This is a genomic window from Pseudoalteromonas sp. Z1A8, assembly GCF_011378855.1.
In the GTDB taxonomy this organism is placed as follows: Bacteria; Pseudomonadota; Gammaproteobacteria; order Enterobacterales; family Alteromonadaceae; genus Pseudoalteromonas.
Genome location: NZ_WTLB01000041.1, coordinates 24,043 through 36,816 on the forward strand (window position 1 = coordinate 24,043; position 12,774 = coordinate 36,816).

At 38.1% G+C, this 12,774-nt stretch carries 11 protein-coding genes; 5 read left to right on the forward strand and 6 right to left on the reverse strand.

What is annotated here, in order from left to right; genetic code table 11:
• From GQR55_RS15030 to ilvY, 3 genes are all read right to left on the reverse strand, one after another.
• Window positions 1-813 (reverse strand): MipA/OmpV family protein, encoded by an 813-nt coding sequence (locus GQR55_RS15030; RefSeq protein WP_166421255.1) that lies wholly within the window; start codon window positions 811-813, stop codon window positions 1-3.
• A 395-nt stretch (window positions 814-1,208) separates the two neighbouring features.
• A complete protein-coding gene (locus tag GQR55_RS15035; RefSeq protein ID WP_206012113.1) occupies window positions 1,209-2,255 on the reverse strand; it encodes a GGDEF domain-containing protein in 1,047 nt (348 codons plus the stop codon).
• 116 nt (window positions 2,256-2,371) lie between these two features.
• Window positions 2,372-3,277 carry an HTH-type transcriptional activator IlvY gene (gene ilvY, locus GQR55_RS15040; protein WP_166421248.1) on the reverse strand — a complete coding sequence of 302 codons (906 nt, stop codon included), beginning with the start codon at window positions 3,275-3,277 and terminating at the stop codon, window positions 2,372-2,374.
• A gap of 138 nt (window positions 3,278-3,415) precedes the next feature.
• On the opposite strand from ilvY, the gene ilvC reads away from it, so the two are divergent.
• Window positions 3,416-4,888 (forward strand): ketol-acid reductoisomerase, encoded by a 1,473-nt coding sequence (ilvC, locus tag GQR55_RS15045; protein WP_166421249.1) that lies wholly within the window; start codon window positions 3,416-3,418, stop codon window positions 4,886-4,888.
• Between the two features lie 192 nt (window positions 4,889-5,080).
• Complete coding sequence (locus tag GQR55_RS15050; RefSeq protein ID WP_166421250.1) at window positions 5,081-7,000, forward strand: methyl-accepting chemotaxis protein; 1,920 nt, start codon at window positions 5,081-5,083, stop codon at window positions 6,998-7,000.
• An 88-nt stretch (window positions 7,001-7,088) separates the two neighbouring features.
• Here the strand turns inward: GQR55_RS15050 and GQR55_RS15055 are convergent, their stop codons facing one another.
• The gene (locus GQR55_RS15055) at window positions 7,089-7,418 is read right to left on the reverse strand and encodes a GIY-YIG nuclease family protein (protein ID WP_166421251.1); all 330 of its coding nucleotides are present in this window, start codon (window positions 7,416-7,418) and stop codon (window positions 7,089-7,091) included.
• A 107-nt stretch (window positions 7,419-7,525) separates the two neighbouring features.
• Here GQR55_RS15055 and bamE point away from each other — a divergent pair, with 107 nt between their 5' ends.
• Complete coding sequence (bamE, locus tag GQR55_RS15060) at window positions 7,526-7,885, forward strand: outer membrane protein assembly factor BamE (protein ID WP_010553880.1); 360 nt, start codon at window positions 7,526-7,528, stop codon at window positions 7,883-7,885.
• Window positions 7,886-8,112: 227 nt separating this feature from the next.
• Here the strand turns inward: bamE and GQR55_RS15065 are convergent, their stop codons facing one another.
• Both GQR55_RS15065 and GQR55_RS15070 read right to left on the reverse strand, forming a co-directional pair.
• Window positions 8,113-8,436, reverse strand: a complete 324-nt coding sequence (locus tag GQR55_RS15065; protein WP_010553881.1) for an RnfH family protein — start codon at window positions 8,434-8,436, stop codon at window positions 8,113-8,115.
• On the reverse strand, window positions 8,433-8,873 hold the full coding sequence (locus GQR55_RS15070; RefSeq protein ID WP_166421252.1) for a type II toxin-antitoxin system RatA family toxin: 441 nt from the start codon (window positions 8,871-8,873) through the stop codon (window positions 8,433-8,435). Before GQR55_RS15070 ends, GQR55_RS15065 begins: the two co-directional genes overlap by 4 nt.
• A gap of 147 nt (window positions 8,874-9,020) precedes the next feature.
• On the opposite strand from GQR55_RS15070, the gene smpB reads away from it, so the two are divergent.
• Window positions 9,021-9,500: an SsrA-binding protein SmpB gene (gene smpB / locus GQR55_RS15075; protein WP_007584119.1), complete on the forward strand. Its 480-nt coding sequence runs from the start codon at window positions 9,021-9,023 to the stop codon at window positions 9,498-9,500.
• Window positions 9,501-10,087: 587 nt separating this feature from the next.
• Window positions 10,088-12,679, forward strand: coding sequence for a TonB-dependent receptor (locus GQR55_RS15080; protein ID WP_166421253.1), 2,592 nt, complete (start codon window positions 10,088-10,090; stop codon window positions 12,677-12,679).
• Window positions 12,680-12,774 lie beyond the last annotated feature (95 nt).

Sequence of the window (12,774 nt, forward strand, 5' to 3'; positions counted from 1 at the left end):
TTAAAAAGTACGGTCGAATCCTATAAATGCAGTCATTGAATAAGTACGTTCAAAGAGCGGACTGCCATCCATAGCCGAATAGTCATAATATGCTACATGAAAACGAAGAGAGTCAGCCTTACTCAGTGGCCAACGGGCATCGATTTTAGCATAAGGTTGCCAACTACTACCAACGTCTATTTTACCAAATTGAGTTTCGCCCTCTTTAAGTCCATAAAAATAGCTATTTAGTTCCGCAGATTTATAGTTTATTCCAAGTGTTGGCTTTATTTTGAGCTTTCCAAGCACAGTATGATACTGCCACTGCAATGCTGCGCGGGTACCTCGATAAACATCGGTTACGTCATGCAGAGCCTGAACCGAAAAAATATGGCCTTCATTTACATAGTGATAAGCAATACCCGCATCGAGTGCAATGTGGCGTTTATGTAAATCATCAATACCAACATAGCGAGAGGACGAGGCTTCATCTTGCATAATAAACTGATTGTTGAGTGCACTACTTTGTAGTGTAAATACATTTTTAGGATGCCAATCTATAAAGAAGCGAGACTCAGAGTTAAGTTCACTAACTAGGTTAAGGTGATGTTTTGGGGATTGTATAAATGAATAGCCAAGACGGCCGTTATCAAAAAACCATTGCTCTGCATAAAACGCAACTTGAGGAATAAGTACTAGCGGAATATTATCTCCACCGTGCAAAGGGTTAGTTATAACTCCAGCCCCTACACTTAAACTCAAATGTAGGCGATCGGTTGCTATATCTTGCTCTGTATAATCGTCAGTATGTTCACTAGTTTGCGTTGCATGCAGCGAAAAGCAAGCAAACAAAGTGCTAAAACATAGAGCAGTTAATAATGAGAGAGAATAGCGCATCAACGTACATCAAAGTAATAAAATAAGTGAGTTACCCATACTAGCAAGGTCTTTTTAAACTAGCTCTAGCTAGTTACAATTATTCACAATTTGTATACATAAATGTTAACTTTTATGTTTCCGCAGGTTATTTATCTTTCTGAAGCTGTACTTTAAGATACTTTTAAAATGAGACACAACGACGAAAGGCCATTATCTGAATAGAAGCTATAAGGTGCTAACACGTTACAAACCTACTTTATTACCTTTACAGCCAACTAGGTTAACGATGTTGATATTGTTACTCTAAATTAGGCGGCTTTAATGCAGAGCAATCAAGCATCTGATACTTATTAAATATCAGGTGCTATTTCTATACGGTTTCGTCCATGTGTTTTGGCAATGTATAAGGCTCTATCTGCACGTTCAACTAAAACCGAGCTATTAGTAAACGGGCGTAAAATTGCTAAGCCAAAACTTGCTGAAATAGCACGTTTTGCAGTTACATCATGCTTTTTACGAATCGCCAATTTTGCTATTGCTAAACGAATACAATCTGCAAACGCTATTATATCGTTGATAGTGTCAAAATAGGCTGTTATGCAAAACTCTTCGCCGCCATATCTATATACATTTGCAGCTTCAGTTGTATTTTCTCTCACTTTTTTAGCAACTAATCTAAGTACTTCATCACCCTTTTGATGACCAAAGTCATCGTTAAAGCGCTTAAAGTGATCAATATCAAACATAATAAGAACAGCAAGAGAGTCTTCTTGCGCTTGCTCTGAGTATTCAAAACAAAAATTTACAATATCTAGATCAAACTTACCTCGGTTATAAAAACCAGTAAGTGTGTCGGTATCGGCAGCTTCTTTTGAAATATTCAGTGCTTCTTTTAAGTCTTTTATCTCATTGTAAGCAACGGCTAACTTAGTTTGAAATTCTCGAGCATAATCTTGCATTGCAATAGAATCGTCAGTCAAACGTTCAACGCATCCCAGTATTTCATTGTAAGAGCTTACATCAACAAGCATATTTAACTCGTTTTGTGAGTCGACTAAGCTTGTTGTAAAACTTTTAGAGTGATCAAGCGTTGTACTTATATCCTGCTGAACTTGTTCCATAGTTGTGTGAAATTTTTCAGTTATTTCTTGAAAAAAAGCGAGATCGTCTTGCGTTAAATATTTGTCAAAAATCTCTTTTGCTTTGTCTTGTGAGCATGTTTGTTGCTCAGCAATAACATGGTCTAATTCAGCATTTAGTGAAGGGTTGCGTCCTTGAATGTAACAGTACCAAATTGCATAGTTGATGGGGGTTACCGGCATACGGTACTTTACCATCAAAGGAATCGCCTTTTTTAGGCATTGGGCAGAATGAGCAAGTGATACTGCGTGGTTCATAAATAAACTCTCAAGCGTCATTGTTTTTATTATTAGCGCTCAATGTTAAGTAATAGTAAACTTATACGCAACCTATATTCATACTATTTAACTAACTTGCTTATTCTCTGTGCATATTAAATCGCTTTTGCCTCTAAAGTTTGCGCAATATTCCACAACGCACTGATTGCAGGGTCATTTAACTCTTTCCTTAATACTGCCAAACCAATATCAAACCCATCAGGCGCTTGCATTTTTGGTGTTAGTATTTGTACTTTATCTTGCAGTGGGCTGTTATCTAGCACTATTTTAGGGACCATTGCGACACCTAATCCTAAGCTCACCATAGAGACCATTGCTTCGTGCCCAGCAACTTGGGCGTAAATCTTTCCGTGAATATTATTTTTACGCCACCAGTGTTCTAATCTTTGGCGAGAAAAGCCTTGCTCTGGCACAATAAATTCCAAATCAGACCAATTAATATCATCACCATTTTGTGTTAGCTTTTGTGTGATCGGGCATTGAATTTTTGGGCCAATTAATAAAAGCGGAGAGTGACCAATATCAACAAAAGCAATTTGCGCTGGTAATTTACTTGGCTTAGCTGCAATAGCCATTAATTCGTGTCCATCTAGCACGCGGTTTATAGCAAGTGCAGGATCTCCTGTATTTAATGTTATTTCTATATACTGATGCTGCGCACGAAGTTGCTCTAATATTTGATGTAAAAAACTATAGGATGCAGTAACCGAGCAATAAATACTTACTTTTCCGTAAATATGTTGCTGTGGATCTTTTACATTCGCTTTAAAGCGCTGCCAATTAGCAAGCGTCGCTGTCGCGTAATCAATAAACGACTCACCTTCTCGCGTTAATTTAACACTGCGGTTATCGCGTATAAATAATGCGACACCTACTTCCTCCTCTAAATGCTTTATATTGCGGCTTAAAGTTGGTGCACTTATATGGCAAAGCTCACTTGCACGCCCAAAGTGAAGTGTTTTAGCCAACGCTAAAAAGTAGTTTAAATGTTTATGATCCATACCTAATCCTGCATTTCATATTATGAAACACTTTAATTCAAATATATCATTTTACGCAAGCAACGATTTTACATATGGTGTTTGTAAGCGCAATAAACATTGCGCATCTAACAAACATGACTCTATAGGACACTAACAATGGCGAATTATTTCAATACCTTACCTTTACGCGAACAATTAGCGCAATTAGCGCAATGTGAATTTATGGACGCAGGCGAATTTGCTGATGGCGTTGATGCTCTTAAAGGTAAAAAGCTGGTTATTGTAGGTTGTGGCGCACAAGGTTTAAACCAAGGCTTAAATTTACGTGATTCTGGTTTAGATGTTTCTTATACATTACGCGCATCAGCTATTTCTGAGCGTCGCCAATCATTTTTAAATGCATCTGAAAATGGTTTTACAGTAGGCACATACGAAGAATTAATTCCTACAGCTGACGTAGTACTTAATTTAACGCCAGATAAGCAACATACCGCTGTAGTAAGTGCAATTATGCCACTTATGAAAAAAGACTCTACTCTTGCTTATTCTCATGGATTTAATATTGTTGAAGAAGGCATGCAAGTACGTGAAGACATTACTGTAATCATGGTTGCGCCTAAGTGTCCTGGTTCTGAAGTACGTGAAGAATACAAACGCGGTTTTGGTGTGCCAACTCTGATCGCGGTTCACCCAGAAAATGACCCTCAAGGTCTTGGTTTAGCACAAGCAAAAGCCTATGCAGCTGGAACAGGCGGACATCGCGCAGGTGTACTTAAATCATCATTTATTGCTGAAGTTAAGTCTGATTTAATGGGCGAGCAAACCATTTTATGTGGCATGTTACAAACCGGCTCTATTTTATGTTTTGATAAAATGGTAGAAAAAGGCATTGATGCTGGTTATGCATCAAAATTAATTCAATACGGCTGGGAAGTAATTACCGAAGCACTTAAGTACGGTGGTGTTACTAACATGCTTGACCGCCTTTCAAACCCTGCAAAAGTAAAAGCGTTTGAACTAAGTGAAGAACTTAAATTAATTATGCGCCCACTTTATAACAAGCACCAAGATGACATCATCGACGGGACCTTCTCACGCACTATGATGGAAGACTGGAATAACGATGACGTAAACTTACTTAAATGGCGCGCAGAAACAGCAGAAACTAACTTTGAAAAGACCCCTGCTGGCGATGTAGAAATCTCAGAACAAGAATTTTTTGATAACGGTATTTTAATGGTAGCAATGGTTAAAGCAGGTGTTGAACTTGCATTTGAAACTATGACAGCAGCCGGCATTATCGAAGAATCAGCTTACTACGAGTCATTACACGAAACGCCATTAATCGCTAATACTATTGCGCGTAAAAAGCTTTTCGAAATGAACCGTACTATTTCTGATACTGCAGAATACGGCTGTTACTTATATAACCATGCATGTTTACCATTACTTGCTGATTTTATGAAAAACGTTGATACAGACATTATTGGTAAAGGCCTTGGCGAGCACAGTAACCAAGTTGATAACCAAACATTAATTCAAATTAACGCTGCACTGCGCGAACACCCAGTTGAAAAAGTAGGTGCTAAATTACGTGGCTACATGTCAGCAATGAAAAAGATTGTTTAACCCTAAACAATAAATGTTTCGCTTGTTAGAAACCAAGCCCATATGTTTTACATGTGGGCTTTTTTATACTCATTCATAAAACTTTAACCATCCAACGCTATCTTCTATCCATCTCTTTATAGGCAATATTTAGATCAAAATAAATAATGTGCTAATATAGTCCTCTACTCAGTTGTAAAATTAATTAATATCATGACGATACAAAACCTTTCTATTACTCAAAAAATCACAGCTTTAGGCAGTGCTATTGCTATATGTGTAGCCGCGCTTATTGGCTTGACCTCTTTATACAGCTCAGAAGATATAATTGAGCAACGTATGATTGAGTCAGAGCTACCTAGTAAACTGCAAACAATCAGCAATCACATAGGCGGTGAAATCAACGAGTTACTCGGTGCTGCTCAGCAACTATCATCGAATGAATTTATTTTACAATGGGCTCAATCAAACAACCAAGATGATACCTTACTATTAAAAGAATTAAATCGCGTTGCCCAGCAATACGATTTAGCCACAGCATCTTGGGCAAATAGAGACACTGCACAGTATTGGAATCAGCATGGTTTTTTGCGTGTGTTAAAAAACGATGCAGCCGATGGCTGGTTTTTTGCTTTTAAGCAATCAAAACAACCTTACTCTATAAGTATTTATCAAGAATCAGCCAATGATGTAAAAATGTTTATAAATCATCAGCAGGCTAATGGTACTGGTTTAGCAGGTCTTGCAAAAAGCATCACTGATATGCAAAAGCTATTACAGCAATTTAAAATTGAGCAAACAGGCTTTGTATTCATTGCAGATAAAAGTGGATTGATTCAGCTTCATAAAGATGCAAGTAAAGTAGCTAAAGCAAATATTGATGATTTATATACTACAAATATCCACAGCCAACTATTTAATAGTAATGGCTTTGCGCTAGAAGAAATCAGCTTAAATGGCGAACCTACTCTTATCGCTGCTACGCCAATTAAAAATACCGATTTATATGTTGTAGCTCAAGTGCCAAAAAGTGAAGTCTTCGCAAGTGTAAATACCTTACAATGGCAAATTTTTACCTTTACGATAATTACAGCATTAGTTGCTAGCTTGATTAGTTACTTACTTGCACGCTCACTTTCATCTCCACTTTCTAAAATGGCTGAGCTATTTTCACGATTAGGCTCTGGCGATGCAAACTTAGCGTATCGCTTACCAGAGTCAAGCCAACCAGAGCTTAACAACCTAAGTAATGGCTTTAATCAGTTTATTAATAAAATAGAAGTAGCCATTACTCAGGTTGCAAGCGAAAGCCACGATATACGTCAAAGCTCTGATCATGTATTTGAACAAGCCAAACGAAATTCTCAAGCAATAGATCACCAAAAAGAGCAAACAATCTCTGTCGCAGCCGCCATAAATGAAATGGGCGCGACAGTGCAAGAAATAGCGCAAAGTGCTGCAAATACAGCTAAGTTAACCGATAGCAGCCGCGAAAATACAATTCAGAGCCACAAGCAGGTATTACAAAGCCAAGCAACTATCTCAGCCCTTGCCAGCGATATTGATGGCATTACAGAGCAAGTAACTTTGCTTTCTAAAAAGACAGTTGATATTGCAAGTATTGTTGACTCAATTAGAGGTATATCGGATCAAACTAATCTACTTGCTTTAAATGCGGCTATTGAATCTGCTCGCGCAGGGGAACATGGACGAGGCTTTGCTGTTGTTGCTGATGAAGTACGTGCACTGGCAAACCGCACATCGCAATCAACTACCGAAATCCAATCTATGATTGAAGAGCTTACAAGAATATCTGACGATGTAGTTAACGATATTGGTCAATCGAAAGATAAAGCACAGCAAAGCGTTGGTGCTATGCAAAACTCAGTAGAATTACTTGATACGATAACCGAAACAGCCAATGAGATAAATGATATGGCTACGCTCATAGCGACTGCAACTGAGCAGCAAAGTAATGTGGTTGCCGATGTAAGTCGTAATATTGAGCAGATTAGCGAAATTAGCGATAAAGCAATGAGCGAACAAATCAATACAGAGCAAGCTATTCGAGACTTAGCAAACAGCGCACAAACACTTGATGCACTTGTAGCTACCTTTGAAAAACACCGCTAAGTAGCTATAACATTACACGCCTGCTATGAGCAAAAACTATCTTCGAAGATAGTTTTTGCTCATAGCTAATATTCTTAATTTGAACAAGCTAAGCGTTTTCACTATCGCCGCTATTAAACGCTAAAACGTACGCTTCCTTTTTGGCTCTAGTGAGCTTTTTTAATTGATATTCAAGCTTACTCGCTTCACTTTTATTGCCCACTTGTTGTTGATGGATAAGTAAAAGCGGTCCTTTACCTTTAAGGTTTTTAGCCCCTTTCCCGGCTTGATGAGTTGCAAAACGTTTTTCAACATTAGTCGTGATCCCGGTGTACCAATGACCTAATCGCGTTTCAACTATATATAAAAACCAAATGGACTCAGTTTTTAAAATATTCGTTTCGATGTGTTGTAAACTTTTTTCATTATTAGTGGTCAAATCATTACCTTAACGCCCTTAACACAAAACAATTGCTTAAAAGGGTTTTACCTTCAGTGACTAATCGGTATCATGCAGATTATAAAAAATAAGGATCACAACTAACAATGCAGTCGTTAAAAACTTTTTCTCTTTGGCTTATCGTTGCTTTAACACTTAGTTCAGCAGCTGGTTGCTCTAGCTGGGTATACCGAATTAACATCCCACAAGGCAACTTTTTAGAGCAATCTGATGTTGAAAAACTTCGTGTAAATATGACTCGAGAGCAAGTTATTTATGTATTAGGTAGACCTATTGCCGAGGATGCCTTTGATAATAACACTTGGCGTTATATTTACAGCTTCAATAAAGGCCGTAAAAACGAACAAAATAAAGAGTTAGTAATTAACTTTGAAAATGAAAAGTTAGTTTCAATCTCAGGTGATTATGACCAACCTGAAAACTTTAATACGCCTTTAGAGCAATAATACGCTACTTAATGCCAATAAAAAGGTGAGCAATGCTCACCTTTTTAGTATTTATAAGTAATACCAACCTGCATAAATCTTTGATCAATTTAACGAATTAAATTGCACTATAACGTTGTTAAAAATTTTTTATTTAGAACAACTAGATACAAAAAAATTTGCCTAGTTCTAGCGTAATTTTCTTAACGTTAAATAGACCCCATATATAAACAGATTGGTATAAATAATTACCGCTCTATTGGACGTCCACCTGTTATTTTATTTGCCCGACCTTCATCTTTTGCTTTTTCAGCACGCTTTCTGCGCGCATCTTTAGGGTCTGCAATTAATGGGCGGTATATTTCTATACGGTCACCATCTTTTAGCTCATAGTTAGCTTTTACAGTTCGATTCCAGACACCTAACGTTAGCGATGTAGCATCTATTTCAGGGCATTTTTCAATAATGCCAGACTGAATAACAGCTTGCTCTACTGTAGTCCCTTGTGGCACTTCAATTGATAAACACGTGGCCGTGGTCGGTAATGCAAATACTACCTCAACATTAATCATACCCGCGCTCCATAAACCTGCTTTGCACGCTGAGTAAATGCACTCACCATATTTTTGGCTACATCATTAAAAATCTTACCAAAAGCGAGCTCTACTAATTTACTCGAAAATTCAAACTCTAACTCTAACTGTACTTTACACGCTTTAGTATCAAGCGCTTGAAAGTGCCAGCGCCCTTTTAACATCTTAAATGGACCATCAACAAGGCGCAGTAACACGGTTTGTTCATCAACAAAGGTGTTTTCGGTGGTAAACCACTTTTTTATACCCGCCTTAGATATTTCTAAACTCGCGGTCATGTTATTATTGTGCTGTGAAACAATTTTTGAGTCTGAGCAATTTGGTAAAAACTGTGAATAAGCTTCTACATCATTAACTAGATCAAACATCTCTTTAGTGCTGTACATAACCAGCGCACTTTTTTCTATTTGTGGCATACTCACTCCCAACTGTGTGGGCGAATTTTAGCAAGCTTTGCGCGTTTCCCCAAATTTTCATACTGCTTAAATTAAAGCTTAACTTTTAAAAGCATTATTAAAAAAATCGATGTAAAACATCTCACATTACGTATATTATAGGGCACTATGGCTAAGAAAAATTCATCAAAATCGACAAGTAATACCATCGCGCTAAACAAAAAAGCGCGACATGAGTATTTTTTACACGATAAGTTTGAAGCGGGTGTTGAACTACAAGGCTGGGAAGTTAAAAGTATCCGAGCTGGTAAAGTAAATATCACAGAAACTTATATTCATCTTAAAAATGGCGAAGCATTTTTACTTGGCAGTCAAATTCAGCCACTTATTAGTGCATCGACCCATGTAATTTGCGATCCGCTACGTTATCGTAAATTGCTATTAAGCAGACGCGAACTTGACCGTTTATTCGGTGCTACAGAGCGCGATGGCTATTCTTTAATAGCCACAGCGATGTACTGGAAAAACTGCTGGGTAAAACTTGAGTTTCATTTAGCAAAAGGTAAGAAATTACACGACAAACGCGAAGACGGTAAAGATAAAGACTGGTCGCGTGAAAAAGAACGCTTAATGAAGCATAAAGCATAATTAAAAACGCCTAATTTATTAGGCGTTTTTAATTTCACCTATATAAAAGCTCAAATAATACCAATTCGCTTAATTAAGTAATCTATTATGAGATAAGAAAATGGTGTCGATAACAAGACAAAAACTTGTTATTTAGCCATTCTCAGCAATTGCTCCTGCATTACCCCACCTCCTGTATCTATGCAGTCGTAAATCAGAAAATTTCAATGCCTTTAGCATCAACTTTAACTCCTCAAATTGATTAAGTATTATTGCGAATTGGTATTACATAATTGAGTAAATTAAAAGCAGAAAAACAGACATAAATTTTTAATTTATAGAAATATATTATTACAAATTATTTTAATCATTAGCTATTCCACACATGGCTTCATCTAGCTATATAACAATTATTAACCCTATGCCCTATTCACGCTTAGTTTTACCTAGAAAACAAAGTACAAATAAGGTCATAAAACCCACAAAAAAGCATTAAAACTAATACTTAAATCAAAAATTAAGCTAATTGCTAACACTTAAGTTACATGATATTAATACCCGCGCTTGTTAAGCAAATAATTTTACAATATATCAACAAGGACTTAAGGATGAAGCAATCAACTGCATTTACACCATACATTATTGTGGGCGCAACACTCGCATTATCAGCAGGTTTTACAACGACAGCCTACGCAGCAGAAGAAGCTAAAAAAGTAGAGCGAATTCAGGTTACTGGTTCTCGTATTAAGCGAACTGATATTGAAGGGCCTTCTCCGGTACAATCAATCGGTAGAGCTGAAATCGAAAACATGGGTTACGATAACCTACAACAACTTCTTGAAAGAATGCCTGTTGCTGGCAGCGGTACTTTCTCTACTCGTGGTAACAACCAAGATTCAACCGCTAACGGTTCAGCTGCAGTAAGCTTACGTGGCTTAGGAGCCGATGCAACACTTGTACTAATTAATGGTCGCCGTGTATCAATTAGTGCCTTTGCTGAAGGTATTACCAATTCATTTGTAGATATTAACAGTCTTCCTGTTTCTGCTATTGAGCGTATCGACATACTAAAAGATGGCGCTTCAGCTATCTATGGCTCAGATGCAGTAGCGGGTGTAGTTAACGTTATCTTAAAGAAAGATATTGATGGTGTTGAAATTAATTTAGGCTATGGCGGTACAGATGGTCCAAATTATGAAGAAACAACAGCAAGCCTAGTTTGGGGTACTACAAGCGAAAAAAGTAGTGCATCTGTTATTATCGATTACTTTAAAAACACATCTCTTTCTTCTGATGAAATGGGCAGCCTTGGCACTGCAAACCAAGCACCTTATGGTGGTGAAGATTTCCGTTCATCTCGTGGTTTCCCAGGCTACTTTTATGTGGATGGCGTTAAAACAATCGACCCTGCCTGTCCTGCTGAAAATGCAACTTCAAGTGGTAGCTGTTTATTTGATTACGGCCCATATGGTTATATTGCCCCAGCCTCTGAGCGTGTAGGCGCTATTTCACAGTTTGAATACCGCTTTGATAACGGTATTACTGGCTTTTTAGAGATGTCTGTTCAACATAATAGCTCTGTAGCTTCTGGTGCACCGACTCCCCTTGATGAAGATGCTGGTTTAACAGTCCCTGCTAGTCACCCAAACAACCCTTTTGGTGAAGACATTCAAATTGGTCGTTACCGTACAGTAGATGCTGGCGCTCGCCAATGGGATATTGAATCTGATACTTTACGTTTAGTTGCTGGCTTAAAAGGCGAAATAAACGATTGGAGCTGGGAAACTGCAGTACAAAAAGGACGTAGTAAATCACTACAAACGGGTGATAGAACACAAGGTTGGGTGCGTACTGATTTCTTACAACAAGAAATTGATGCGGGGAACTATAATCCATTTGGCGGCACCTACAACGACCCAGCTGTAATTGATCGAATCACAACCAGCTTAGTGCGTCGCGGTGAGTCTCATATGACCTCTTTTGACGCTAACATTACAGGTGAAGCGTTTAGTTTTGGTGGCGAAGCTGTAATGATGGCTGCCGGTATTGAGTACCGTGAAGAAGATGTAAATGATATTCCGGATGACCAATTTCAACGTGGTTTAATATTTGGTACTGAATCAGTATCGGCTTCTGCTGATCGTGAACAGTACGCTGCTTATGTTGAATTTTCGATTCCGCTAGCTGAAAATCTTGAGTTACAACTAGCCGGTCGTTACGATGATTACAGTGACTTTGGTACAACAACAAATCCAAAAGTAGCTCTGCGCTGGGCACCAACTGACGAAATAACTGTTCGTGGTTCTTGGGCGCAAGGCTTTAGAGCGCCTTCGTTAGCGCAAATAGGCTTAGGTCCATCACAAAAAAGCCAATTTTTTGTTGATACGCAGCGCTGTGAACAAACAGGATTAGATTGCCAAGCACTTGATTACAACATTGAGTTCTCTGGTAACCCTGATTTACAAGCAGAAGAGTCAGAATCATGGAACGTGGGCGTTATCTGGGCACCTACAGCTGAGTTTGGTTTAAGTGTTGATGTATGGAGTATTACTCAAGATAACAAAATCGATGAAGAAGAATTTGGTCCTATTTATGCTGCAGAATGTGGTAACCAAAATAGTACCGTATGTGTTCGTTTAGCCCCTACAGGCGGTGCAAGCTTAGGCACAATACAAAAAATATACAGCACATTCAAAAATTTATCATCGCAGGAAGTATCTGGTGTTGATGTTTCAGCAAACTATAACCACTCTCTTGATGACTTAGGTTTACTTAAATTTAATTTAGAGTGGGCATATCAAGATAAGTTTGAAAAAGATGGTCGTGATTACACGGGTGAATATGGCTACCCAGAGCATCGCTTTATTTTCTCAACCAACTGGGAAATTGGTGAGTTTAACACCAATGTAAATATCAGTTATGTAGGTGAATTTGAAGATACGCCTGATATCGACTTTGATGGCAATTTAGACTTTGATAGCAATACTTCACGTATGATTGACTCGCAAACGCTTGTTGATTTACAAACGTCGTACCGTATTACTGAGTCAGCTAAAATATCTTTAGGTGTTAATAACTTATTTGATGAAGAGCCACCATTTGCAATTGGCGATGGCGATGGCGATTTATACGGTTATGCATCAGCTGTGCATAATCCTCGTGGCCGCTACTTGTACACTAAAGTAAGCTTTTCTTTCTAAATAAAAGACACAAAAAAACCGCCAATTGGCTAACACCGATCAGTTAAGGTATTTTTGATCGGTTGACCGATCTTTTGGTTGCTTCACAATACCCT